The organism is Rhodococcus sp. MS13 (assembly GCF_013277835.1).
Classification (GTDB): Bacteria; Actinomycetota; Actinomycetes; order Mycobacteriales; family Mycobacteriaceae; genus Rhodococcus_F; species Rhodococcus_F erythropolis.
The window spans coordinates 105829-131419 of record NZ_VBTL01000003.1 but is presented as its reverse complement, the minus strand read 5'-3'; the positions used below and the strand labels follow the sequence as shown (position 1 = coordinate 131419).

Annotated in this window: 25 protein-coding genes; 14 read left to right on the top strand and 11 right to left on the bottom strand. The window is 63.6% G+C overall.

Annotated features, from left to right (window positions below; translation table 11 throughout):
* Positions 1–109 precede the first annotated feature (109 nt).
* Positions 110–1666 (bottom strand): TM0106 family RecB-like putative nuclease, encoded by a 1557-nt coding sequence (locus FEZ59_RS06325; protein ID WP_172932538.1) that lies wholly within the window; start codon positions 1664–1666, stop codon positions 110–112.
* Between the two features lie 124 nt (positions 1667–1790).
* Here FEZ59_RS06325 and FEZ59_RS06320 point away from each other — a divergent pair, with 124 nt between their 5' ends.
* The 8 genes from FEZ59_RS06320 (at position 1791) to cysC (ending at position 8882) form a co-directional block, all read left to right on the top strand.
* Positions 1791–2444, top strand: a complete 654-nt coding sequence (locus FEZ59_RS06320) for a DUF6474 family protein (RefSeq protein ID WP_003944178.1) — start codon at positions 1791–1793, stop codon at positions 2442–2444.
* A 14-nt stretch (positions 2445–2458) separates the two neighbouring features.
* Complete coding sequence (locus tag FEZ59_RS06315) at positions 2459–2974, top strand: hypothetical protein (protein ID WP_003944165.1); 516 nt, start codon at positions 2459–2461, stop codon at positions 2972–2974.
* Positions 2975–3026: 52 nt separating this feature from the next.
* Positions 3027–3695: a YcnI family protein gene (locus tag FEZ59_RS06310; protein ID WP_153213353.1), complete on the top strand. Its 669-nt coding sequence runs from the start codon at positions 3027–3029 to the stop codon at positions 3693–3695.
* Positions 3695–4213 (top strand): copper resistance CopC family protein, encoded by a 519-nt coding sequence (locus FEZ59_RS06305; RefSeq protein ID WP_020905707.1) that lies wholly within the window; start codon positions 3695–3697, stop codon positions 4211–4213. Before FEZ59_RS06310 ends, FEZ59_RS06305 begins: the two co-directional genes overlap by 1 nt.
* 4 nt (positions 4214–4217) lie before the next feature.
* Positions 4218–5159: a CopD family protein gene (locus FEZ59_RS06300; RefSeq protein ID WP_069146704.1), complete on the top strand. Its 942-nt coding sequence runs from the start codon at positions 4218–4220 to the stop codon at positions 5157–5159.
* A 122-nt stretch (positions 5160–5281) separates the two neighbouring features.
* Positions 5282–6091, top strand: a complete 810-nt coding sequence (locus FEZ59_RS06295; RefSeq protein ID WP_172932429.1) for a Stf0 family sulfotransferase — start codon at positions 5282–5284, stop codon at positions 6089–6091.
* A complete protein-coding gene (gene cysD / locus FEZ59_RS06290) occupies positions 6088–7002 on the top strand; it encodes a sulfate adenylyltransferase subunit CysD (RefSeq protein ID WP_019746328.1) in 915 nt (304 codons plus the stop codon). The genes FEZ59_RS06295 and cysD overlap by 4 nt, the downstream gene beginning before the upstream one ends.
* Positions 7002–8882: an adenylyl-sulfate kinase gene (cysC, locus tag FEZ59_RS06285; RefSeq protein WP_020968064.1), complete on the top strand. Its 1881-nt coding sequence runs from the start codon at positions 7002–7004 to the stop codon at positions 8880–8882. The genes cysD and cysC overlap by 1 nt, the downstream gene beginning before the upstream one ends.
* Here the strand turns inward: cysC and FEZ59_RS06280 are convergent.
* Genes FEZ59_RS06280 through FEZ59_RS06265 form a run of 4 tightly spaced genes read right to left on the bottom strand, consistent with a single transcriptional unit; the run spans position 8879 to position 15858 of the window.
* Entirely contained in the window at positions 8879–10249 is a 1371-nt protein-coding gene (locus FEZ59_RS06280; RefSeq protein ID WP_020905704.1) for a sulfatase, read from the bottom strand. The genes cysC and FEZ59_RS06280 overlap by 4 nt on opposite strands.
* 56 nt (positions 10250–10305) lie before the next feature.
* Complete coding sequence (locus FEZ59_RS06275) at positions 10306–13503, bottom strand: carboxyl transferase domain-containing protein (protein ID WP_172932428.1); 3198 nt, start codon at positions 13501–13503, stop codon at positions 10306–10308.
* Positions 13500–15197 (bottom strand): AMP-binding protein, encoded by a 1698-nt coding sequence (locus FEZ59_RS06270; protein ID WP_020905702.1) that lies wholly within the window; start codon positions 15195–15197, stop codon positions 13500–13502. The genes FEZ59_RS06275 and FEZ59_RS06270 overlap by 4 nt, the downstream gene beginning before the upstream one ends.
* Before the next feature lie 25 nt (positions 15198–15222).
* A complete protein-coding gene (locus FEZ59_RS06265; protein ID WP_019746323.1) occupies positions 15223–15858 on the bottom strand; it encodes a TetR/AcrR family transcriptional regulator in 636 nt (211 codons plus the stop codon).
* Position 15859: 1 nt separating this feature from the next.
* Between FEZ59_RS06265 and FEZ59_RS06260 the strand changes: the two genes are divergently transcribed.
* Positions 15860–16039, top strand: a complete 180-nt coding sequence (locus FEZ59_RS06260; RefSeq protein WP_060938715.1) for a hypothetical protein — start codon at positions 15860–15862, stop codon at positions 16037–16039.
* Between the two features lies 1 nt (position 16040).
* Here FEZ59_RS06260 and FEZ59_RS06255 read toward each other — a convergent pair whose 3' ends face one another.
* Positions 16041–16628 (bottom strand): DinB family protein, encoded by a 588-nt coding sequence (locus FEZ59_RS06255; protein WP_019746321.1) that lies wholly within the window; start codon positions 16626–16628, stop codon positions 16041–16043.
* Between the two features lie 18 nt (positions 16629–16646).
* Between FEZ59_RS06255 and FEZ59_RS06250 the strand changes: the two genes are divergently transcribed.
* From FEZ59_RS06250 to FEZ59_RS06235, 4 genes are all read left to right on the top strand, one after another.
* Positions 16647–17894 carry a hypothetical protein gene (locus FEZ59_RS06250; protein ID WP_046377698.1) on the top strand — a complete coding sequence of 416 codons (1248 nt, stop codon included), beginning with the start codon at positions 16647–16649 and terminating at the stop codon, positions 17892–17894.
* Positions 17895–17959: 65 nt separating this feature from the next.
* Positions 17960–19609, top strand: coding sequence for an MFS transporter (locus FEZ59_RS06245; RefSeq protein ID WP_021332682.1), 1650 nt, complete (start codon positions 17960–17962; stop codon positions 19607–19609).
* Between the two features lie 3 nt (positions 19610–19612).
* Positions 19613–20065 (top strand): DUF6325 family protein, encoded by a 453-nt coding sequence (locus FEZ59_RS06240; RefSeq protein ID WP_021342374.1) that lies wholly within the window; start codon positions 19613–19615, stop codon positions 20063–20065.
* Positions 20062–20355: an SHOCT domain-containing protein gene (locus FEZ59_RS06235; protein WP_019746316.1), complete on the top strand. Its 294-nt coding sequence runs from the start codon at positions 20062–20064 to the stop codon at positions 20353–20355. Before FEZ59_RS06240 ends, FEZ59_RS06235 begins: the two co-directional genes overlap by 4 nt.
* 1 nt (position 20356) lies before the next feature.
* Here the strand turns inward: FEZ59_RS06235 and FEZ59_RS06230 are convergent, their stop codons facing one another.
* From FEZ59_RS06230 to FEZ59_RS06210, 5 genes are all read right to left on the bottom strand, one after another.
* The gene (locus FEZ59_RS06230; protein ID WP_029254148.1) at positions 20357–21043 is read right to left on the bottom strand and encodes a SagB family peptide dehydrogenase; all 687 of its coding nucleotides are present in this window, start codon (positions 21041–21043) and stop codon (positions 20357–20359) included.
* Positions 21044–21047: 4 nt separating this feature from the next.
* Positions 21048–22028 carry an ABC transporter substrate-binding protein gene (locus tag FEZ59_RS06225; protein WP_029254147.1) on the bottom strand — a complete coding sequence of 327 codons (981 nt, stop codon included), beginning with the start codon at positions 22026–22028 and terminating at the stop codon, positions 21048–21050.
* Entirely contained in the window at positions 22025–22819 is a 795-nt protein-coding gene (locus tag FEZ59_RS06220; protein WP_020905693.1) for an ABC transporter ATP-binding protein, read from the bottom strand. The genes FEZ59_RS06225 and FEZ59_RS06220 overlap by 4 nt, the downstream gene beginning before the upstream one ends.
* The gene (locus FEZ59_RS06215) at positions 22816–23883 is read right to left on the bottom strand and encodes an iron ABC transporter permease (RefSeq protein ID WP_047889378.1); all 1068 of its coding nucleotides are present in this window, start codon (positions 23881–23883) and stop codon (positions 22816–22818) included. The genes FEZ59_RS06220 and FEZ59_RS06215 overlap by 4 nt, the downstream gene beginning before the upstream one ends.
* A gap of 85 nt (positions 23884–23968) precedes the next feature.
* The gene (locus FEZ59_RS06210; protein ID WP_172932427.1) at positions 23969–25228 is read right to left on the bottom strand and encodes an MFS transporter; all 1260 of its coding nucleotides are present in this window, start codon (positions 25226–25228) and stop codon (positions 23969–23971) included.
* Positions 25229–25320: 92 nt separating this feature from the next.
* On the opposite strand from FEZ59_RS06210, the gene FEZ59_RS06205 reads away from it, so the two are divergent.
* On the top strand, positions 25321–25509 hold the full coding sequence (locus tag FEZ59_RS06205) for a streptamidine-related RiPP repeat protein (RefSeq protein ID WP_003943543.1): 189 nt from the start codon (positions 25321–25323) through the stop codon (positions 25507–25509).
* Positions 25510–25591 lie beyond the last annotated feature (82 nt).

Below are 25591 nucleotides of genomic sequence, written 5' to 3'. Positions count from 1 at the left end.
ATGAAGGTAGCGCGGATGCGGGCTCGGGGCACACGATGACGAGAAACTACGAATTGAAACACACTGTTAAATAGGATGTTTCAGACAATAGCGACAGAACGGATCGGCGCTACAACTCGGAAGCCAGCGGAATTTCCATCTCCGCGCGGTCCGTCATCCACTCACGTAGGACCTTGGTGGCGATGACGTCGTCCTCGTTGTACTGCAGGATGCGTGTCCGTTGCGTCTCGTCCGGCTCACCGTCGTAGCCGACCGCCTCGCGGTACCACGCCATCGACGCTTCACCACCGGCTTCGGCGTCACGCCAGTTGAACCCGGCGACGGGGGCAATCTTCTTGAGTCCCTTGCCGTTCGGGCAGATGAACTGATCACTCACCGCTTGATAGATGTCGACCCACTGCGGACTGTCGATGAACTCACGAATCTCGTCCTTGCTCGGAATCCCGGGCTCGCCGGCAAACCTGCGCGCCGAGTCCAACAACCACTTGTCCTCGGCCGAACGCGAATAGCAGTATGCGGCAAAGGTTTTACCCGAAGCAGCGGCTGCGGCACGCTCCGCCATCAGCCAGCCCCAGAACTCTGCGAACGACCGCGCCTCGTCACGCGTCGGCAGCGGATCCCACGTCGCAAATCCTCGATACATCGAGAAGCCACCGACATTGAGCAGCGTTCCCCACAGGTAGGCGCCGTGCTCCTGATAGCTCTCCATGTCGACGTCGATCTCGATGTCCGCCCGAGTCACCGAGATCTTCTCGAACCGCCGCACCAACGGAGCATCTGCCAACCACGCCTTGGCGATCACGACTGCGTCGTCGAAATTTCCGTGCGGCCAATCCTCGAGCGGCTCACCGTCCCAGGCGGCCAGCTGATCTATCGTGTTGCAGCCGACGTCGCGCAGAAGCTCAGCTCGCGATCCGACAGCCACCAGGCTGACATCGCGGTTGCGAACCAACTCCTGCTTGCATTCGGTCCACCACGGGCACGACTTGCACTCGCTCACCTGTGACGGAGACGTCAGCACCTCACCGCGGGCAACAGCGATACGGTCGGCGAAACGCTCGTCGTAATCGTCGAGAATCGCACTGAGGTCGTGGACGAGGACGCAGTCTCCGTTGTATCCGATCGCGCCTGCCGTGAGCGACGGGCTCGCCAGCCCACGACGCTCGAGCATCCGATAGACCTGCGCGACGCGCATCTGATCGCGGACCTGGCTGCGGACCTTGCGCTTGGGATCGACCGCGGGCTCCCATTCGAGGAGCCCCGAGGTGATCGCGCCCTGGCCGGGATCGGTCACCTTGTGATTGACGACAATGACGGGGATGTACCCGCCGCCCTCGTCGTCACGGATGAGCATTTCGCAGCGGCCCTTGCGTCCGGTGTCGCGCTCGACGGGCAAGACCGCGCCCCAGATCCGGTCCGCGCCGGCCTCACAGGCAGCAAGAGTGTCACGAGCCTGAGCCGACGCCGATTGATCGGGGTTGATCTTCACCCAACGCTCGGGAGCAGCACCGATCACCAGTTCGGCGATCTCCGCGCGCTTCGCGATCGCGGCATCCTGGCGCTGCTTGACGCCGGTGTCGACGGGTTCCGAAGCCGATTTCCCGGGAAACAACCCGTCCAGACGCACCCGATGACGGCATCGGGTCAACGCCCCCGAATCGATGATCGGGAGCTGGGGCGCGGGGTTGTTAACGGAACACACGATGACGAAGATTATGTGCTCCCCTAGGCTGAAGCCGAAGCGCAGGTACCTGGCAACACACAAACACCTGGAAACGGGGTCCTTTTCGATGGGGTTGTTCAAGAAGCGAAAGTCTCGTGCCACCCGCAAGGCGGAGGCAAAGGCTCTCAAGCACAAGGCTGAGGTCGAGGCGAAGCTCAACGCCAAGAGCCAGCGTAAGCGCGACAAGGTCGAGACCAAGTCGCTCAAGAAGCTGGAGAAAGCCGAGATCGAGTCACAGCACAAGATCGAAAAGGCGCAGATCGCGACCCTGAAGGCGCAGGAGAAAGCCGCTGCGAATCAGGGCCTGACTGTCGCCAAGGTGCGTAAGTACCTGGGTGTGGCACGTCTGCTTGCCCCCGTTCTCCTGCCGATCGCCTACCGCGCTGCAACGGCTGTGCGCGCCCAGCTCGACACCACGCGCGCGCAGAAGATGGGCATCGCCGTCGACCAGCTCGGTGACTACACCGGTCACGGCGCAAAGTTGAGCGCTCGTATCGCCGGTGCCGAGAGCTCGGTCACCGAGATCCTCAGCCGCAAGCCCGACGACGCGGAGACGCAGCGTTTCGCTGCCGCCATCCGTGAGCGCCTCGGCGATCTCAGCACAGCAGTTCGCGCTGCCGAGCAGATGCCGCAGGCTCGCCGAAAGGCAGCTCATCAGGCAATTTCTTCCGAACTCGACGGCGTCGAAGCAGATCTGCTCGCACGCCTCGGCGTGCGCTAGACCTGAGAAAGACAGTGAGAGCAGCCGAGCAGACCGCGACCCTCCGGGGGACAGCTGTCGGTTCCGCTTCGGCTGCTCTCGCTGTCGCTGCGCACGGAATCGGTGGAGGTGAGCTGCCACAGTCGTCTTCGCTGACCCTGCTGCTCGCAGTCTGCGCAACCGTCGGCGCCGTGACGGCCACCCTTCCCGCCCTCTCCCGGGGGCCCGCTGCCCTGATCGTGGCTCTTGGCCTGGGTCAGCTTGCCGCCCACACCACCATGACGCTCTCCGAGCACGCTCATTCGCCCGCTCCGGGATTGGTGATGCTCGGTGCTCACGCCGGTGCCACCGTCGCCTGTGCGGTGGCGGTCCTGGCCGCCGAGCGCCTCTACCGCGTTGTCACCCACGCTCTTCACGTCGTCCTGGCGTCCCTGGCTCCCGCCGCCGTCACTTCCCGCGGCCACACCGTCTCGACCGGAATCCATCACGGACCCGTCGACGCCCTTCTTCGCGCCAGCATCTCGCGGCGCGGTCCTCCTGCCCTGGTCTGAAGATTCGTAGAACTCCCCACCCCTTCACCAGACCAAGAGGACACTTCCCGACATGAAGAACACCCTGATTTCGCGTGCGGTTGTCACGACCGTCGCTACCGGCAGCGCTGTGCTGCTGGCCGCCGGAATTGCTTCAGCACACGTCAGCGTCGTCGCACCAGGAGCTACGCAGGGCGGATACTCCGTTCTCACGTTCCGCGTGCCCACCGAATCCGACACCGCTTCGACCACCAAGCTGACGGTGGCCCTCCCCGACCTCAAGTCGGCACGCACCGAACCGATGCCCGGTTGGACCGCCGTCGTCGAGAAGGACCCCACCTCGCTGGTCGCGAAGTCCGTGACCTGGACGGCCGACCCCGGCGTCGGAATCGCCCCCGGCCAGTTCCAGCAGTTCGTCCTTTCCGCCGGCCCGCTGCCGGAGCAGGAAGAGGTCGAGTTCAAGGCCGTGCAGACGTACAGCGACGGCAACGTCGTCAACTGGGATCAGGAAGAACTTGCCGACGGCAGCGAGCCGGACAAGCCCGCGCCGACGCTGACTCTCGCCGCATCCACCGGCGATGCTCACGGAGCGCCTGCTGCCGATAACACTGCCGAGACGTCCGATGCTTCCGAATCTTCTTCGTCAGACAACACCGCGCGCTGGCTCGGCGGCGTCGGCCTGGTGCTCGGCGCCTTGGGCGCTGCACTCGGCCTCGGCGCACTGGTCAGGAGCAAGCGCTGATGAGTACCCGGATCAAGGTCATCGCCGTCGGCATGCTCGCGATGCTGGCCACGATGCTCGGAATGGGCACGGCCAGTGCGCACTCCGCGGTTGTCGGCTCCAACCCGGAAAACGGCGCTTCCATTCAGGTTGCGCCTGACAAGGTTTCGGTCACGTTCAACGAGGCTCTGCAGGCGCAGTTCGCGGCGCTGACGGTCACCGGCCCGGACGGCAACCTCTGGACCAAGAGCGATCCGTCCGTCGAAGGACCCACTGTCAGTGCAGACCTCGGCGATCTCGGGCCGACCGGCGTCTACACCATCGCGTACCGAGTCACTTCCGCCGACGGCCACCCCGTCAACGGAACTCTGACCTTCACCCTCACCGAGGCGGGGTCGGGCACTCCCGGCGCTGCCGCCGCGTCGAGTACGGGTGAGTCGGAGTCCGGCAGCATGCCGGTGTGGATCTTCATCGTCGCCGGCGTCGTCGTGTTCGGCGGCGCGCTGTTCTTCGTGCTGCGTAAGCCGAAGTCGAGCTGATCGCGTGACGGGTACGGCAAACAGGTGGTGGTTGCTGTTTGCCGTACCCACAGCTCTGCTGGGAGTCCTCATCGCCTGGGGCCTCGCGAGCCCGTCGGGACCCGAATCGTCGAGCACTGTCCGCGTTCTCGCGATCGGATGCGGCTCGTTGACGCTCGGCATCGCGACGCTTGCCTGGATGGGCCGCAGTGAACGCCGCCCGGCAACAACCCCCGCCGTCATGTGGACTCAGCTCACCGCGGCGGCAGCGGTTTGGCTCGTCGCCGAGATCACGCTCCTCGTGCTCAATGCCGCAGCCGCAGACGGCGCCCCGGTCACCTCGCTGACCATCGGGCACTTCGGCGCATTCGTCTCCGAGGTCAACGTCGGCCGCGTCGGTGTCGCGATCATCGCGTGCGCGTTTGCCGTGGTCTGTTACGGCATCTACGGGTTCACCAATCCCGAGACGGTGCCCGTCGCACCGGCATTGGTCGTCTCCGCGTTGGCGCTCGCTGCCCGCCCGATCACCGGGCACATGGCGCAGCAGAGCTTCGGATCGATCCTCGACGCCGTTCACGTCCTCGCTGCGGCCTTGTGGTTCGGCGTGCTCGCCGCACTCGCGCTTGCCGTACCGTCGCGCGGTGCCTGGGCGATCTGGTTGCCCAGGTACTCCGCCCTCGCCTGGCGATGTGTCCTCGCGTTGGTCGTCACCGGTATCGTCAACGCCGTGGTGCGACTCGACTCGCTCTCCGCCTTCTACGACACCGCTTACGGCCGGGTGATCCTCGCCAAGATCGTGGCGATCGCAATGCTCGTCGCACTGGGATGGTGGTGGCGCCGGACATGGGTGGTCGCAAGTGCTGCACACCGCATGAGTTCGGACGGATCCCTGCGCCGCGCCATCGGTGAAGTTGTCTTCATGGCCATCGCATTCGGGCTCGCCGCGGCCCTTGCGACAACTGCGTAAGACGTGCCTCAGCACAAGATTTCGTGACCCGCACATTTAACGTTTCACGTCGAGATTTAACCTCTACGTGAGTTTATTTTCCCAGCTTGCGGCGGTTTCCGGCCACCCTTAGCGTTGCTCGCATGACGGAGGCCCAACGCTCGTTTCTCGTCTGCGCTTCGCAGCGCAGTGGCAGTACTTTGCTGGTCGAATCCCTGCGAGCAACAGGGGTCGCGGGTGAGCCGGAAGAGTTCTTCCAGTACCTCCCCGAGACCTCGCGTTCGCCGCAACCGAGGCAGTGGTTCGAAGACGTCACGGACGAGTCCGTCCTGGGGCTGCTCGCCCCGTTCCACCCGGGTACGCCGGACACCCGCACCTCCGAGCAGTGGCGCACACAACTTCTCGAACTCGGCCGAACACCCAACGGAGTCTGGGGCGGCAAGCTGATGTGGAATCAGACACCGCTCCTGCTCGATCGCGCAGCCGGATTGCCGTGGCGCAGTGGGACAGATCTACGTTCCGCACTCCACGACACTCTCGATCACGACCTGCAGTTCATCCACGTCTATCGAGAAGATGTTGTCGCTCAGGCTGTATCGATGTGGCGAGCCGTGCAGACGCAGGTCTGGCGCGACGACGCGACCCCACCGAATCTCTCGGACGGTGCGCAGTACCACGCGCTCGGAATCGCACACCTGGTGACGATTCTCGGTGAGCAGGAACGACAGTGGAAGCGCTGGTTCGAGGAAGAGGACATCTCCCCCATCGAGATCGGGTTCCGCGATCTCACCGAAGACCCGCAGTCCGTGGTCGCAAAAACCCTCATTTCCCTCGGTCTCGACGGACAACTGGCCCCACCACCGCCGCTGCGTCGTCAGAGCGACGGACGCTCCCGCGAATGGGTGCAGCGTTATCGCATCGACGCCGAACAGAACGGATACCCCGTCACATGAGCACCGTCACCGATGTCGTCGACGAACTCCGAGTTCTCGAATCCGAAGCGGTTCACATCATTCGAGAGGTGGTGGCAGAACTCGAAAGACCGGTACTGCTCTTCTCGGCCGGCAAGGACTCGATAGTCCTGCTTCGACTCGCCGAGAAGGCGTTTCGACCCTCCCCACTCCCTTTCCCGGTCCTACACGTCGACACCGGTCACAATTTCGAGGAAGTCATCGAATTTCGCGACCGCCGAATCAAGGAGGGCGGGCACACACTTCTGGTTGCTTCCGTTCAGGATTCGATCGACCAGGGTCGAGTGCAGGAGTCGACCGAGACCAGCGGATCGCGAAACCGCCTGCAGACCAGAACTCTGCTCGACGCTCTCGAAGGCGGGCGATTCGACGCCGCATTCGGCGGCGCCCGCCGGGACGAGGAACGCGCGCGAGCCAAGGAACGAGTCCTGAGCTTCCGTGACGAGTTCGGCCAGTGGGACCCTCGGGCGCAACGGGCCGAACCGTGGTCGCTCTACAACGGTCGGATCAGACGCGGAGAGTCCGTTCGTGTCTTCCCGCTGAGCAACTGGACAGAACTCGACATCTGGCGCTACATAGCCCAGGAGGAACTGGAGTTGCCGCCCATCTATTTCGCGCACGAACGGCGGGTATTCGAGCGCGACGGAATGCTCCTCGCTGCTTCGGAATTCAGCACCGACGCCGAGAACGCCGCGGCAACGACCGAGTGGGTGCGATATCGAACCGTCGGCGATCTGACCATCACCGGCGCCGTTCGATCGCACGCCACCACCATCGACGACGTCGTCACCGAGATCTCGGCCGCGACGGTTTCCGAACGAGGCGAGACTCGCGCAGACGACCGAACCTCGGTCGCCGCGATGGAAGACCGAAAGCGTGAGGGCTACTTCTGATGACCACCACCATCACTCGCCAACTCCTTCGGCTGGCCACGGCGGGTAGCGTCGACGACGGCAAGAGCACGCTGATCGGCCGACTGTTGCACGACACCGACAGCCTGCCAACCGATCACCTCGATTCCGTGACCGACGAGCACGGTGTCGCCGACCTGGCTGCACTCTCCGACGGATTGCGCGCCGAGCGTGAACAGGGCATCACGATCGACGTCGCGTACCGATTCTTCTCCACTCCGACCAGAAGTTACGTACTCGCCGACACCCCGGGACACGAGCGCTACACGCGCAACATGTTCACCGGAGCATCCAACGCCCACGTAGCGGTCCTGCTGGTCGACGCGAGGACCGGCGTGCTGCGTCAGACGCGTCGACACGCCAGAATCGCAGCGCTACTGGGTGTTCCGAACCTTGTGGCCGTGGTGAACAAGATCGATCTGGTGGGCTTCGACGAAGCGAGATTCGCGCAGGTACAGGAAGAATTGCGGGTATTGGCACGCCAGCTCGGGCGAGGCGACGTACTTGCCATACCCGTCTCCGCGAAAGCCGGCGACAATGTCGTGACCCGCTCGGAGAACACCGAGTGGTACAACGGGCCGACACTTCTCGAATACCTCGAAGGCGTCGAACTCCATGCGCCCGCAACGCACATCGAGGAACTTCGGCTTCCCGTGCAGTGGGTTTCGCGCCCCGATCCGCAGAATCGGCGCCGGTACACCGGCCGAATTTCGGCGGGCACACTGAGCGTCGGGGACGAGGTAGTGGTACTGCCGTCCGGATCGAAGAGCACCGTGATCAGCCTGGATACCCTCGACGACAACCGCAGTACTGCTGTTGCACCACTGTCGGTTTCGGTGGAACTGGCCGACGACATCGACGTCGGACGTGGCGACGTTCTGGTCAGCGGCGGTGCGCAGGCCCATTTGCCGGTTCTGGCCCGAGAACTCGAAGCCACGATCTGCTGGTTGTCGAACACTCCATTGCGAGCCGGCGATCGGATAGCGCTCAAACATACGTCCCGGACCGTGCGCGCGACGGTTCAAGAACTGCACACCCGACTCGACCCCGAGACGCTCGATGAGCAGGACAGCCCAGTCGAACTGGGACTCAACGACATCGGAACGGTCACGCTCCGAACCAGTTCCGTGGTGGTCGCCGACACCTACGACCACAATCGGGACTCCGGCGCTTTCATTCTGATCGACGAGCAGAGCAACGACACCGTCGGCGCCGGCACCATTCTCGAGCCACGCGTCGTCGTTCCCGGTGAGCAGACCCGCAACGACATCAAGTGGCATCCGTCTTCACTCGAACGTCAGCGGCGGTGGGCGTCGACGACCCAGAAGGGCGCGACGATCTGGTTGACCGGCCTACCTGCTTCCGGAAAATCCACCGTCGCTGTGGCTGTCGAACGTGCGCTGGTCGACGCGGGACGAACCGCGTATCTCCTGGACGGTGACAACGTCCGCCACGGTATCTCCGACGATCTCGGGTTCTCGCCGGGAGACCGGGCCGAGAACATCCGGCGCGTCGGGCATCTCACTCGACTGTTCGCCGATGCCGGCGTCGTGGCCATCGCGTCGATGGTCTCACCGCTGCGTTCGGATCGAGCAATTGCGCGTGCTCTCAACGAAGCTGCCGGGCTCACCTTCCTCGAAGTTGCCGTCACCACTCCCGTCGAAGAATGCGAACGCCGAGATCCCAAGGGCCTGTACGCGCGTGCGCGGGCCGGTGAACTGAAGGGGCTCACCGGAATCGACGCACCGTACGAGACTCCGGAGGACCCGGACCTGGCTTTCGACACGACAGGCGCTGACATCAACGAACTGGTCGGGCGGGTCATCGCATTGTTGGAGGAGCGCGAAACCGCTAGGCCCTAGGGGTTTTCGGTGTCCGACTCGAGGTAACCGCGGTCCGCACTGTAGGCGGACCGCACGTTGGGTCGGACACCGATCTTCTCGAGGTACGCCGCCATGCGATGCACCGCCATCGCGCTTCCCAATGCCTCGTCCGGGAGACGATCATCCGTTTCGGCGCGCCACGTGTGAAGCTGCGAGGACAATTCCGCCTGTATTGCCGAGACTTCCGGTCGATCGATCAGATTGATCTTCTCGTCGGGGTCGGCACGAAGGTCGTACAGCTCCCGGGGTGCGCGTACCGCAAGATGCTCGGTGCCGAGCGCCTTTCCGGAAAGACTGTCCTCGATGTCGAGCGGTAGATCCAGAGCGGGGCGGACGGCGTAGTTCTCGATGTAGCTGTAGTCCTTGGTGCGCACCGCACGAATGGGATCGAAGCTGTCGTGAAAGGTCTTCTCCGTGAACAAGGAGGTACGAACGGGCTCGGACGGTTCGGTTCCGCGGTCGACGAGGGCATCGGCGTGCGAGCGCCCTTCCACCTCGGTGGGGACATCGATACCGAGGAGATCGAGAATGGTCGGAACAAGATCCACACCGCTGAACAGTGTCTCGTATTCCTTTCCGCCACTGCGATACCGAGCCGGAGGCCGAGCGATCAACGCAATGCCGGTGCCGGGGGCGTAGAGCGTCGACTTGGCACGTGGGAACGCGGCGCCGTGATCGGTGAGGAAGAAGACCCACGTGTTCTCGTCGAGCCCCTCTTCCTCGAGCGTCCCGAGCAGATCACCCACCGCGGCGTCCGCTACCTCTACGCTGCCGTGGAATTCGGCCAGATCCTCGCGTACCTGCGGCACGTCGGGAAGGTATCCGGGAACCTCCAGCGCTGCGGTGTCCGCCGGGGTATAGCGATCGGCCGGGTACGGCCGATGCGTTTCGAAGAAACCCGTGGTGAGAAGGAAAGGCTCGGGCGGGAAGCGTCGTAGCCAGTTCTGGGCACGCGGAACCACGTAGTCGCAGAACGAGTTCGTGACGTCGTACTCGTGATAGCCAAGTCGCTTCGGGTACGCAGTCTCGTGCTGCATGCCGAAGAGCGAGGTGTACCAACCGTTGTCGGAGAGGATCTGCGGAAGCGTCTGCACCTCAGCGTGGTACTCCCAGCCGTGGTGCGCCAACCCGATCAGACCGTTGTTGTGCGGATACCTGCCCGAGAAGAGAGAACCGCGCGAAGGTGAGCACAGCGGCGCCGTCGCGTGTGCGTCGGTGAACCGGATGCCCTCTGCCGCCAGCCGGTCCAGGTTGGGGCTGTTGACCCCGGCGACACCGTAACTCGCGAGGTGTCGGCCCAGGTCGTGCCAATGAATGATCAGGACGTTATCTCGCGCAGCCGACACGTGGGCAAGGCTAGTTGCCCTGCCCACGTGCGGCAACAGCTCGAATCAGCAGGATCTCAACTGTTTCTGCCGAGCTGCCTGATCCAGGCGCGGGTGTCGGCGGGATCGATGACATCGTCCAGTTCGAACGTGGTAGCCGCCATCAGCGCCTTGCCCTGTGCGTAGGCCAGTTCCACGAACTGACCGAACAGAGTTTCCCGAGCCTCCGGGTCTTCGACGGATTCGAGTTCCTTACGGAAACCGAGGCGCACGGCACCTTCCAGACCCATCGGCCCGATCTCGCCGGTCGGCCACGCCACCGTGAACTCGGGTGCGTGGAAGGAACCACCGGCCATCGCCATGGCGCCCAACCCGTACCCCTTGCGCAGGATGATCGTTCCGAACGGCACCGTCAGGCGAGCACCGGCAACGAAGAATCTGCCGAACCTTCGGACCGTCGCCTCCTCCTCCGAGTCCGGACCCACCATGAATCCCGGTGTGTCACAAAGGGTCACCAGAGGGATGCGGTGCGCTTCGAGCAGTTCCAGGAAATCCGAAGCCTTGTCGGAGGCTTCCGCGTCGATTGCTCCGCCGAGATGCTCGCTGCTGTTCGCCAGCACACCGTACGGAACTCCTTCGACACGAACGAGTGCCGTCACTACACCGCGACCGTAATCGCGACGCAGTTCCAGGACACTGTCGACGTCCGCGATCGCCTCGATCGCTCCACGAACGTCGTACGAGCGCAGGCGATTCTCCGGCACCACATGCCGGGAGAGCCGCGGATCCGGAGCCGTCCACGCCTGGCTCGCACCCTGGAAGTAGCCGAGGTACTGCTTGGCCAGCGCCACCGCATGAGCGTCGTCGTCAGCCACCAGGTGTACGACGCCGTTACGGCGCTGCACGTCGATGGGGCCGATGTCCTCGGGGCGGAAGTTTCCGAGCCCGCCGCCCTCGACCATGGCAGGGCCGCCCATGCCGATGTTGGCGTCGGGCGTCGCGATCAGTACATCGCAGGCACCGGCCAGGGCCGCGTTGCCCGCGAAGCAGCGGCCGGACACGACAGCGACCATGGGTACGCGGCCGCTCAGCGCCGCCATGGCACGGAAGGTTCCCAGTTCCAGGCCCGCTCCCGCCCCTGCATCGGTGTCACCGGGGCGACCACCGCCGCCTTCCGCGAACAGCACTACCGGAACTCGCTTGCGATCGGCGATCTCGAGCAGGCGGTCGGTCTTGGCGTGATTGCGCATGCCCTGGGTACCGGCGAGCACCGAGTAGTCGTACGAGATCACGACGCTCTCGCCGCCGCTGATGGTCGCCACTCCGCCGATCAACCCGTCGGCAGGAGTGTTGGCGATCAAGTCTTCCTCGCTTCGCCGACTGCGCTGCGCAGCCAGTGCGAGAGCGCCGTACTCGACCAGGCTGTCGTCGTCGACCAGGTCGTAGACGTTCTCGCGAGCAGTCCGCCGCCCCAGCTTGTGGCGCTTCGCCACTGCCGCGGGCCGCGCCGCGTCCAGGGTCACCTCGTGGCGAGCGATGATCTCCGCCAGATCGGGACGTAGGTCGTCGAGGTCCACCTCGTCGACCTCGGCGAGCTTCGATCCCGAGCTTGCGCTACGGACGACGAGCAACGGTTCGCCCGCACTCACCGATCTCCCCGGTGACGACAGGATCCGGACCACTTCGAGGTCACCGGGCGCCGAGAGAACATGCTGCATTTTCATCGCTTCGAGGACGGCGACCTGGCCACCCGCATGGACGCCGTCACCGACTGCGGCAAGTTCGACGACGATTCCCGCCATCTGTGCACGGACCACGTCCTCGTCCGGCGCCACGTCCACACTCGCGGAGGGTGTTTGTGGGCCCGCTTCGGGAACGAGGTCCGCCAATCGAGAACCCAACCAGTCGACGTCGACCAGGCCGTCGCGGAAGTCCTTGTCCGACAGTATTGCCTGCAGGAATTCGAGGTTGGTCGCCACGCCGTCGATGGTGAACTCACTCAGAGCAGCAATCGACTTGCGCACAGCGGCAGGAAAATCCGATCGACGCGTGTGGGTGACGACCTTCGCCAACAGCGAATCGTAACGCGCACTCGGCGAGAGTCCGACCGTACCGAAGGTGTCCACTCGCACGCCGGGTCCGCCAGGAGGAGTGAAGTTGTCGAGCGTGCCGGAGGACGGTAGCGCATTGCCGTCCGGCGTCATGGTTTCCATGTTGACGCGGGCCTGTATCGCGATCCCCGACGCCGACGCCACGGATCCGACTGTCTCCGATACCTTCTCGACGGCGGTAATTCCGGTTGGCAGGTCCAGGTCCTCGAACTGAACCCCGTCCGCGACAGCGAGTTGCACGGCGACGAGGTCGATTCCGGTGACCTCCTCGGTCACCGTGTGCTCCACCTGAATTCGGGGATTGACTTCGAGGAAGACGAATCCGCGTTCCTCGACCAGGAACTCGACCGTCGCGATGCCTCGGTAGCCGACCTCGGCGCACAGCCGCGCGGCCGCAGCGTGAAGCCGCTCGCGCAGGGCCCCCGACAGCCCCTGCGCGGGCGCAACCTCGATCAACTTCTGATGCCGACGTTGGACGCTGCAATCACGGTCACCCAGAGCGAGCGCGTGGGTTCCGCCTTGCCCCGGCGCCGCCACGATCTGCACTTCGATGTGCCGAGCGTGCTCACTGAGTACCTCGGCGAACAGTGCCGAACTGCCGAATCCCGACTGGGCTTCGGCCGCACACACACGGTACGCGTCGTCGAGCGCTTTCGGGTCGCGCACCGCACGCATGCCGCGGCCACCGCCGCCGCTGAGCGCCTTGATCATGATGCCGCGGGAGTTGCGCTCGAAGAATTCACGCACCTCGTCGAGGTCGGCGTTCGCCGATGTCGACGGCAGGACCGGTACGCCGGAGTCGACCGCCGCAGTGCGGGCGCTGGCCTTGTCGCCGAAAGTCCGGAGAACCTGGGCGTCCGGGCCGACGAAGACGATGCCCGCCTCGGTACACGCCTGCGCGAATTCGGCATTCTCACTGAGGAATCCGTAGCCCGGGTGCACGTGCGTGGCGCCCGTTTCGGCCGCGATCTTCAGCAGTGCGCTCTGATCGAGATACGCGGATGCGCCCGAAGCTCCGAGCGGCACCGACTCCGTGGCCGCCGCGACGTGCGGACTGGACGCGTCGTCCTCGGCGTAAACCGACACCGTTTCGATCCCGAGTTCACGGGCAGTTCGAATGATCCGCAGCGCGATTTCGCCGCGGTTCGCAATCAGCAGTCTCACTTTTCCCCCTGAGTGCGCTCGAACAGATCGCCCTTGCGCACCTTTCCTGTTGCAGTCATCGGAAGCGCCTCGAGCACTTCCACTTCGGGCACCTTGTACGTAGCCATGTTCTCCTTGGCCCACGAGACGATCTCATCGGCCGCGGTGTCGGAACCCTCGACCAGCTGGACAAACGCAAAAGCCACCTGCCCCTTGTCCGGGTCCGGTTTCGGTACCACCGCAGCCTTTTCGATCGCGGGATGCAGCATCAGCAGCGCTTCCACCTCGGAGGGGAAAACACTCATGCCGTTGGTCTTGATCATTTCCTTGTTTCGCGCCAGGTAGTGCAAACCACCACGCTCACTGAACTTTCCGACATCGCCGGTCTGCAACCAGCCGTCACGGATGGCGTCGGCGGTGGCAGCCTCGTTGCGGTAGTACGCGGAAAGGATCGACGGACTGCGCACGATGATCTGTCCGTGCTCACCGACGGGAACCGGCCTGCCGTCGTGATCGACGATCAGAACGTCGGTACCAGGCACCGGAATTCCGCAGAACACCGGCTCGCTTTTCAGGTCGTAGTCGCCGTCCTGGAAACCGAGGGTGATCGTGTCCGCGGTGTGGGTTTCGGTCATGCCGTAGCTCGCTTCGCGCAGAACACCGCCGGTAGCCTCGCGCCACCGCTGGCGCGTGGCCGGATCGAGTTTGAGAACAAACGAGACTGCCATGGCGTTCTGGAGTGTCGAGAGATTTCGCTCCGAGAACCCTGATGTGTCCATCAGTTCGACGTAATTGTCGACGGTTCCGACCAGCGAGGTCACACCGTAGGTCTCGACCGCGTCGAGCGTGGTCTCCGCATCCCAACGATTCAGCAGGACAACGGTTCCGCCGTTGACGAGCGGAACCAGAATGCCGAAGTCCTCACCCGCGATCCAGAAGATCGGCAGAAACACCAGAGATACCGGCGGATTGGCACCCACCTGGTCACCACCGGCAAGCGTCGCGGTGGCCGCGGTGTAAACCATGTGACGCTGAGTGTGCTCACAACCCTTGGGCATTCCCGTCGTTCCGCCCGTGTAGTTCAGGGCGGCGAGGGAATCGAGTTCGGTGGCAACGGGAGTCGCCCGCTCACTGGTGATGATCGACTGCCAGTCGCTCAGGCGCGGATCGTCGACCTCGAAGGGCAGTTCGACGGTGGGGATCGCAGTCAGCATGTCCGATACTGCGGTCTTCGCGACGTGTTCGAGTGGAGTCTGCGAACGAACCTTCTTCACCAGCTTCGAGAAAGTGTTCTGTGTGAGAAGGACCGTCACGCCCGCATCGTTGAGTTCGTGAATCAATTCGTGTTCACGGAAGAGCGGATTGATGGGCACGTGAACCGCACCGACCTTGAGAATGCCGAGCATCGCGATATGGAACTGCGGGCAATTGACCAGGTGAACGCCGACGCGATCGCCGCGTTTGACGCCCAGCGAAAGCAGCCATCCGGCAAAACGATCCGAAAGCTCGTCGTACTCGGCGTACGTGATGACGCGGCCGTAGAAGACGATTGCGGGAGTATCCGGCCGCTCGAGCGCCCAATGCCGCAAGTAGTCGACAAGTCCCCCGCCTTCGAGCGGATACTCGACGGCGCGGGGAATCCCGGCGGGCCAATGCGCTTGTTGCAGCGCAGAGATTTCCGCCAGAGCCGCTTCGAGCACGTCTTGTTCTGCCACCGATCACTCCATTCGTAAAAGAAATCTATTTCGACTCTTCGAACCCGATCAACCGTTCGGACATCGTCGTCATATCTGCAATGAACTGGTTCTGCTCTTCGACACTCGCCTTACTCAGTCGTGCTCCACCGGCCATCTGTGCGTCCGAGATCATCTGAACGAGCACCGGGGGCGAAACACAGGGATCTACGTCGTGAACCTGTCGAATCCGTTCGACAAAGCGGACGTAGCGGCTCACGAGCTTTTCGCGAACCGCCGACCAACTGCGCTCGACCTCGGAATCCACCCGCGCCCGATGCTCGATCACCGCGAGCAGGTCACCGTAGGTGTACACGGCCGTGATGAACGCCGACGTGGTCGTTCGGAGAACTTCGCGTAGATCCTCGGCCGCCGGGCCCTCCATGTGCTGAGCGTCGAGGAAGCGTCGGCACATCATTTCGGCGACGGCGCGGAAGACCTCGTCCTTCGACGAGAAGTACGCGTAGAAGGTCGCCCGGGACACATCAGCCCTGGTCGTGATCGTCTCGACCGTCACGGCGTCGTATCCGAGTTCGCCGAAGCAGAGGGCAGCGGTGTCGAGCAGTCCGGCACGGCGTGGACCGTCGCCGAGTTTGCGGGCTGTCCGCGCTCGCTCCTGCGTTTCGCTGGTGGTCACCGTCACAGTGTGTGTTGACGTTGACGTCAATGTCAAGAATTGCGGCATCCTCGCCGCCGTTCTCGTCGGCTCAGTCGCGAAGATGGGCGAGAAGAAAATCGTCTCCCGGATCACCCGTGGGGCCGGCGACATGGTCGGCCCGGCGATCGTCGTCGTGGTGATCGGTGCGGCAGCGGTATTCGAGTAGTTCAGGCGTGGTGGGCCTCGCGTGCCGCCGTCTCCAGACGGTCGTTGTACTCGGCCCACCACGCCTCATCACCGGGAGCCAGATTGTTGTCGCCCGCCTTCATCCCAGCAGCGCCGTCGATCAGCTCCCGCACGATGTCCGCGTGGCCGGCGTGCCGATGGATCTCGGTGACAACGTGAACGAGTATTCGGTGCAATGTGACGTCGCGACGATCCTCCGGCCAGTGCTTCACGAAGCCGGGGGCGTCCAGATCGTGCTGCTCGATCGTGGCGTCGGCGAAAGCCCAGGTGCGGCGATAGGTTTCGACGATGTCGGCACTGGACTCATCGGCGCGGGCCCACATGTCGACGTTGAGTTCCTCCGAACGCAACCACGCCGGTAGATCGGGGACCCGACGGCCGAACGTCGGACCGAAATACCCGAGCTCGACGCCGATCATGTGTTTGACCAGTCCCAACAAGTTGGTCCCTGTCCGGGTCATCGGACGCCGAATGTCATACTCCGACAGCCCATCGAGCTTCCAGACGAGCGCGTCACGTGCTGCCTGCAGGTACCGCTGAAGATCTTCCTTTTCCGAGTTGGTGGTCATGAAACCAACCTAAACCGAGTGGAGCAGACATTGACAGCGGTGGAGGATCTGACCGAGGTTGCCTCCCGGGCCGTCGCCGCCGAGCGTGACGCCCGGTCGGTGCGCTGGCACAACCCGGCAGCCGTCCGCAAGGCCGCCGCGTCCGTGCGTGATTCGCTCGACGACGAACGATCAGCGCTGAGCCGACCGTCGTACAGCGGTTTGTCGCCGTCGCCGCACATGGCTCGCCAACTCGAACTGATCACGACGTTGCAGCCGCCGCTGCCCGCCGACGCCGGCATCAGCACCGCCGCGCAGGCCGAGGCCGACGCCGTCGCCGCGGTGACCACCGCGCGGATAGCCTTGCGCGCCGCCCACCTTGCGGTTCTCGAAGCACGCGTCGCCGCGCTCGATGCCGGAGATTCCGATACCGTCGCCGCCGCGATCCGCGGTTACATCCCGCTGAACTCGGGCAACCCCGTCGTCCGGCACGTGCAGGGTCTCGGCTCCCGGATCCGTGAGGAAGCACGGCACGTCGTGAGTGGCAAGCCTCGGTCGATCGCTTTTCGACTGGGGCTGAGCCTCGGAATGGGCTTGGCGTACCTGGCATTCATTCGCCTCTTCCAGTGGGACGCCAAGGAAGATCGACTGCCTTACCTTGCGCTGTACGCACTCTCGGGTGTGGTCGGAAGCGTCGTGTGCACCAATGCGCTCAGCTTCGACGCCGGCCGCGTCCGTGCTGCTTTGTCCGGCGGAACCAGGCTCTGGCACGTCCTCGTCGCGAAGAATGCGATGATGCTGCTTCTCGTCGGCAGCGCCGGGTTCCTGCTCAGTGCCATCCTCGCGTGGCGCTCCGGAAGCAGTGCTGATCTGGTGAAGGCGTGCGGTCAGGTACTGACCATGATCCTTCTGTGGCTCGGCGTCGCCAACGTGATGTCCGTGGCCTTGCCGCTGCGGGCCGAACCGATGACGGCGAGGCGCCACGACGGCACATGGAAGCAGTTCCTGCTGTCTTTCGTCATCTCGTACGGTGTCGGACTGATCGTCAATCTGATGCTCTACTGGCGAGTCTGGGCGAAGACGACGCTGCTCGAGCAGATGGGCGGTCCGTGGATTCCGGTCCTGTTGCTCCTCGCGAGCGCGGCCGCGACGTGGCTGTTGCTGACCGTCCTGGCCGTACTCCTGGCCGAGCAACCACGCTTCCGGCGCGCCTTGCAACGGGAGATGGTGGTCTACCGCGAAGAAACCAACCACTTGCAGGCGACCATTCAGCACAATTCCGGCTAATGTAACCGTGCGTGGCTGATCCGGGCACGCCGCGAGTACACGCAGTGTCGAGGAAGGCGTGACCCATGATGTCCGTAAAGCCTGGCGCAGCCGATACGTCGGCCGCCGTAACCACCGCCTCCTGGCTACCACTGATCGTGGTGGTCCTCACGCAGATTCAGGCGTCGTTCGCCGTCAATGCGCTGACCGTCTCGATGGCCGGCATCACCACCGATCTCGACACTCCTGCAACAAGTGTCGGCACCGCGATCACCGCAGGCACCTTTGCCATGGCTGCCTTCATTCTGCTGGGCGCCAAGATCGGCGCCCGCTACGGGACGCGTTTGGTCTTCCAGATTGCCGTCGCGATTCACGGTCTCGCGATGGCTGCGGTCGCTCTGAGCCAGAGCCCGGCAATGCTGTTCGTGGCGCAAGCCGCGTCCGGCGCCGTGATCGCTCTCATCGCCCCCGCGTTGACGGTTTTCATCGCCACGAACTTCAATGGCGATCAGCAGGCAAAGGCCATCGGTTACCTGGCAGCAGCAATCCCCGCAGCCGGTGTGCTGGCACTACTCATCGCCGGTTCCTTCGCGACGACCATCGGGTGGCGCTACTCCTTCGCCCTCGTCGTGGCGCTCGCCGTGGTCAACCTGGTCCTGAGTTTCCGTGTCAAACCTGTTCCCCCGCAGAAGGACATCACCATCGATTGGGCCGGCGCCGCACTGGCTGCCGTTGCCGTCATCCTGCTCAGCTTCGGTTTCAGCGGCCTGAACTCGTGGGGCGTCATCCTGGCCACCGACGCTGCGCCGTTCTCGGTCATCGGTGTTTCACCCGCGGCCATCCTGATCGTCCTCGGCACCATCTGCGCGCAGGGATTCTTCCAGTGGACGCGAAGCCGCAAGGCGCAGAACAAACCTCAGCTCTTCAACCTCGACGTCCTCAAGACCGGCGCCGAGCGCGCCACCACGATTTGTATGGCGACGATGATGTTCGTGGGAACCGCGGCCAACTTCCTCATTCCGCTGTACATGCAGATCATCCAGGGCCGCAGCAGCTTGCAGACGTCGTTCTCGATCATCCCGTACACACTCTCGATCTTCATCGCGAGCACCGTCGTCGCGCGCCTGTACAAGACGTACTCCCCGCGTCTGATCGCACGAGCTGGGTTCGTCGTTGTTGCCGCTGGACTCATCCTGTTGGCCTTCACCATTCGTGGTGACTGGCATCAGATCTTTGTTGTCATCGGCCTGATCACCCTCGGCCTCGGGCAGGGCGCCATCGTTGCGCTGGTGTTCAACACCCTCCTCACCGCAGCTCCCAAGGAACTGGCCGGTGACGTCGGCGCCTGGCGAGGACTGGTACACAACATGTCCGGCAGTGTCGGCATCGCGGTGGCCAGCGTGTTCGCCGTCGGAATCCTGGGTACCCTCGTCAGCTCGCAGCTGATCGACAACCCCACCATCCCGGCATCGCTCAAGGTCGAGTCAGGGATCAATCTCGACCAGGTCAACTTCGTCCCCAACGATCAACTCGTCGTGACGCTCGAAAACACCTCCGCGACACAGGCACAGATCGACGAAGCCATCCGGATCAACACCGAAGCGCGCCTGCGCGCACTGCGAACCTCGCTGCTCGTACTCGCCGGGCTCTCTCTGCTCGCCATCATTCCGGCCGGGCGCATGCCCAACGAAGTACCTGCTCTGGAAGAACCGCAACCCACGAAGGGCAAGAAGTAACCGATGTCCAACCAAGACCAATTCGGTCCGATCGAGTACGTTGCTGTCGAGTTTCCCGGCGGTGCACCGACCTCCGCGGGATTCGAGCAGCTGCTCGCTCTCGTCGACTCCGGAGTGATCCGCATCCTCGACCTCGAGTTCGTCACCAAAGCCGCCGACGGATCGGTATCCGTCGTACCCGCGTCCACCTTCGAACTCGCAGATTTCGATTTGGCGCAGTTCGACGGCGCTGCCTCCGGACTGCTCGACGCCGGCGACATCGCTGCCGTTGGTGAAGAGTTGGCTGCCGGAAGTGTTGCCGCCGTACTCGTCTACGAGGAACTGGCAATACTGCCGGTCATCGAGGCCTGGACCCGCAGCGGCGCAAAGGTTGTCACCGAAGGTCACCTGAGCGTGGACGAACTGGCTGCTGCACTGGACAACACCGCACCGGATACCACGGAGAAGGACGCATGAGTTTCTTGAGGCGAGCCGGCCGGGTAGCCGTCGCAAGCTCCATTCACGGCAATGTTCAGCGCCGTCAGCGGACCCGTTGGGCTGCCGAAGATCAGGCCCGCGCAGCGCAGGTCCAGCCGGTGCCGCCGATTCCCGATCTACCGCCCCTCCCGCCGCAGGCAGCTCCGGCAGAATCGGAAATGTCGATGGACGCGAAGCTCGAACAGCTCACCAAGCTGGGCGAACTCAAGAATGCCGGCGTATTGACGGAGGCCGAGTTCGAGACCCAGAAGGCGCGCATCCTCGGCTGAACTAGCTGGGCCGCCCGAGTGCAAAAGCCATGACGGGAAGCTGCGTCGTCGCGAGATTCAACAGAGATGCCACTCGCGCATCCGTGAATCCTGCGATGGCGCAGCCCACAAGTCTCATCGCCTCGGTCACAAGGTACAGATTCTGAACCAGCACACCGGCATCCACGTGCATCGTGCGGTAGTGCCGCATCGCGTACTTCTCGAGCGGCGCTTCCACGTTCGCGACGACAAACAGAAGAACCGGGAACACGTCGACGAACTCGGGCTGGAGAAGGCTCGCTCGAAGGTTTCCTTGTACGTCACCCGGCCGGACGGCCTCAGCACGGCCTTCCTGGATGTACCGGTACACCCCGGCTCCAAGCGAGTGTCCGGGTTGGCTGACAACAAACGACAGCGTCAGTTCGCGCATCCCACCGGCCGTCGGGCTGCTGACCAGACTGTGGTGCAGCACATTTGAAAGTTCATCGATTCCCAAAGCATCTTGCGCTGGGTTGTAGTGGCTCCGTCGTGCCTGCAAGATATCCGGAAAGTCCCGGGCCGGCAGTGGCGTCGGCGCCGGTAATTCAACGAACTCAGACGTCACCGGAGGCAGTGCGCCCTCGTCGAACGGTAGCTCCGACGGAGCCACCGTCCGGTCAAGCGCAGCATGCAGCGATACGACGGCCTCGACCCGCTCGAGGGCGGTCAAGACCTCACGAACCCGGGTGCAGCAGGCGAGATACCTCGGCAGCTCCGTCGATCGACACCAATTCACCGGCGAACCACGCCTCCGGAACGGCAAAGATCGCATTCGACGTCGCGGCAGGCGTCCCGGCAAATGCCGTGCGGGCAGCCTCGAGTGTGGATTCCCGAGCCGACTCGGTGGAGTAAACGACAAGAATTGCCTGCGGCGACTTCGCGAGTATCGATTCGGTGGCTACCTGGCCGAAGTACTTCCCATCCGGAAGGTCGCTCTCGTAGAGGTTCTTTCCCCCGGCCGCCTCGAGCACGCTGCTGTAGAGGCCCCTCGCCAGAGCGTAGGACTGCCCCTCCGAAACCTGAACCATCACAGTGGCAACCGGCTCCTTCCCGGCCACGGATGCCTCGGTTTCTGCGAGCGACTTCTTGCCATCTGCCAGGAGAATTGCTGCTTCGTCACTTGTTCCGGTCAGGGCACCGAGACCGTCGATGTCGGACCAGACGTCGTCGATCCGCCCCTCGGTGACCGCCTTGTGGCAGTAGCCGCTGTTCACGAAGATCGGGATGCCGAGGTCACGCAATTCGTCCATGCTCTGCAGTCGGTCACCGTCGAACCAGTATTCCCCGTCGGAGACGATCAGATCCGGACGGGCGTCGAGCAATGCTTCTTTCGCGGGAACTCCGGTGCTCAGTACCGGCACGGCCGCGAACTGATCCGCGAGTTCGGGGCTGGGAGGAGAGAGATCGGTATTCGATTGTCCGACAATGCGGTCGGCGGCACCAAGTTGAATCAGAAGCTCTGTCATCGACGGATACAGCGAGACAATCCGCTCCGCCGTCTTGGGCAACGTGACCTCGCGGTCACAATTGGTGACGGAAATCTTCTCGGACGACGACGTCGCCGAATCCGCCGTGGAGTTTCCGCATGCGGTCAGTACTGCAGTGGCGGTAACGGCCGAGCACAACAGCGCGGCAGTACGTATCGAGGATTTCAAGACACTGCTTCTTTCGTGTGTAGGAGCGGAGGGGCGAACGAGAGCAAGGGACGCCCGGTCAAGGGGTGAGTGCCGAGATGCACCTGAACCCCGAATACTTCGGACAGCAGGTCCTCGGTGAGGACCTCGGCCGTTGGTCCTGTCGCGACAACTACCCCGCCGGAGAGCAGACAGACGTAGTCGCAATACGCTGCGGCCAAAGCGAGTTCATGGATCGCGACAATCGTCGTAGTACCAAGTTCGGCGACCAATTCCATCAATTCGAGTTGAGCTCGGATGTCGAGGTGGTTGGTGGGCTCGTCCAAGACCAGCACCGACGGTTGTTGAGCGATCGCCCGGGCCAACATCACACGCTGCTTTTCTCCGCCGGACAGTTCGGCGAAGAGTCGTGATCCGAAGCCGTGCATACCGGTTCGTGCCAGTGCGGCACTGACGATGTCCCGGTCGATTTCACCGAGTCGAGAGAATGCGCTGTGATGCGGCGTCCGGCCCGTCGCCACCACCTCGCGGACGCTGAACGAGAAGTCGGATGAATGCTCCTGCCCCACAACACCGATGATGCGTGCTGCCGATCGTGGTGAGAGATCGTCCCACACGTTCACCTCGTCGACCTTCACGATTCCGCTTCTCGGCTTCATCGAGCGGTACAACGCTCGCAGGAGGGAGGACTTTCCACTGCCGTTCGGCCCGACGAGTCCGACCACGCTCCCCTCGGGCGCTTCGAGATTTACGCCGGAAACCACCAGACGCCCACCTCGAACGACGTGAATCCCGCTGGCCGACAATCTCATGACTGCGCACCTCCGTCGCGTCGAAGTAACCAGAGGAAGAACGGGGCACCCAATCCGGCGGTGATGATTCCGAGTGGTAATTCGTTGGGCGCATCCAACATCCGGGCCGCAAGATCGACGATCACCAGGAAGGTTGCACCGACCAGCGCGGTTGCCGGCAGCAGCTTGCGGTGGTCGGATCCGACGAGGAGTCGTACGGCGTGCGGCACGAGCAGCCCCACGAAACCGATTCCGCCGGCAACGGATACAACAACCGCGGTCAGCAACGACGCGATCACCAGCAGTAGCAACCTGGTACGGCGCACGTCGACGCCCACCGATTGCGCGCTCTCGTCTCCCATAGCCAGCGCGTTGAGTTGGCGAGACTGCGTCAACAGCACTGCCGCACAGACGGTGATCACCGCGGCGGGCACACCGAGATCCGACCAACCTGCCCCGCTCACCGAACCGAGTAACCAGAAGAGCACTCCCGAAAGCTGACTCGGATCGGCGCGCAACTGCACAAAACTTGTTGCAGCCGAAAGCAGATAGCCGATGGCAACTCCGGCCAAGACCATGCGCAGCGGGACAAGCATTCCCTCGCGCCGACCCAGTACGAGAACCGCGATCAGGGAAACCATGGCCCCCAGGAAGGCTGCCACCGGAACACCGATCGACAGGCCGGTTCCGATGCCCGTCGTCATGATCAGCACTGCGCCGAAGGACGCTCCCGAACCGACACCCAAGATGTACGGATCGGCAATCGGATTGCGCACCAACGCTTGCAGCACTGCGCCGGCCAGTGACAACCCGGCACCCGCCAGTGCTGCGATCAGAATGCGCGGGACCCGCAGTCCCCACACGATCCGGTCGAGTAGCGGGTCGACCGGCGGCCCACCGGCGTGCGCGTACAACACCGCGAATACGTCGGCGAAGGACAGCGACGCAGCGCCCGACCACACCGCGACGGTGGAGACGGTGGCAAGAACCACGGCCGTGGCCAACAGAAACGGGACGTATCCGCGGTCGCCGACGGGATGCGCACGCGACGGGGCATCAGGTACTGCTTCGCTGGTCAGCGTCATCGCACTCCTGAATAGGTAGGGGTTCACAGGGATGAACAGGTGGATCTAACCATAACGACAGTCGTTTTCATTAATAGTGACATGCTCATCTGTGCGGACAAGGGTCGGTCCGCAGGGCGCTCACCCACGCGAAGAGTGCCCCGACCAGCGCAAAGCTGCACGCAACGAGGTAGGCGGTGCCGATATCCCATCGTCCTGCAATTGCCCCGGCAATCAAGGCACCCACCGGCGAACCACCCCAGGCGACCATCCTCGCCGTGGTGTTCACGCGCCCCTGTAGACGATCCGGAGTCAGACGCTGACGTGCACCGATGCCGTTGAGGATGGTGACAGTCGCACAGCCGGAGTAGACGGTCAGAGCGGTGATCGCTGCGTCGGTGTTGCTGGTTGTCGCAACGACGAACAGCACCACCGGGGCGATGGTCAACGCACCGACAGTGATCGCGCCGACCGGCCATTGCGCCGGTAGGCGTGGGAGCAAGACTGCGCCGACCACGCCACCCACGGAGACTGCTGTCCACACGGCCCCGATCATCGGACTCGACGTCGAAATCCCCAGCCTCTCGGTCGCGTACACCACCAGGAGCGCCGTGACAGCACCCTGCGTCAGCGAATTGACGAAGCCGACGCCGGTTAAGGCTCGCAGGAGCGGAGACTGCCAGAGGAAGCTGAGGCCTTCGCGTATGTCACGCGCAATTCCGGGTTCCGACTTCTTCGGCGCCGCAGGAGTACTCGAGAACGAGGCTCCGATCGACGCCATGGCCAGCCCGGCCAATACGTAGGCCAGTGCATCAGCACCCAATGCGTAGGCCGGGCCGATCGATGCCACGAGCACTCCGGCAATAGCCGGAAAGGCAACATCGACGAGCGTGCTGGAAGTCCACAGCGCACTGTTGGCGGCCGGTATTCTCTGCCGACCGACCAGCGCAGGCAAGGCTCCGAAAGCTGCAGCATCGAACCACACGAAACACGTTCCGATGCACATCGATACGCCGACCGCGTGCCATGCCGTCAACACACCGAGCGCCTGAGCCGCCGGAATGCTCGCCAAGGCAAGAGCAGCGACGGCCTGCGCACACAGGATGACTGTCCGCCGGTTGACTCGGTCTGCCACGGCGCCCGCGAACAAGCCGAACACGAGGTACGGCAGAACCGTCCCCGCAGCCGCGAGCGAGGTGAGAAACGGAGACCGGCTGATGTCGAACACCAGGATCGGCATTGCCACTCCGGTGACGGCCGCACCGGCCACGGCAATCGTGCGAGCCGTGAAGAACAATCGAAACGATCTGTCCCGAAACACATGTGGTTGCGCTTCGGCGGATCCCGTCGTCGAGGTCTCGCTCATGTATGCACTCTCTTGTACCTGTTGCTCTCCGTGGCGATCTTTCGTACGGTGGCATCGTAATGGAAATGGTTTCCATTACGGAAGGGATGACAATGAGCAACATTTCGTTCGACAGCGTCTCCAACTCGGCTCCGGCCAATGCACTCCAGGGTGTCGGCACCAACGCCCTCGTCGACAACCCGTTCACCTTCGAGCCGGTTGCCGAGGCGACGTCCGCACATGCTCTGCAGGGTGTGGGCACCAACGCCCTCGTCGACAACCCGTTCAGCTTCCAGAGCTGAAACCTTCCCTGATCCGGACCGTTTCGACGGTCTGATCTGCCGATGACCCCGCCCGCATCCGACTCGTCGGGTGCGGGCACCG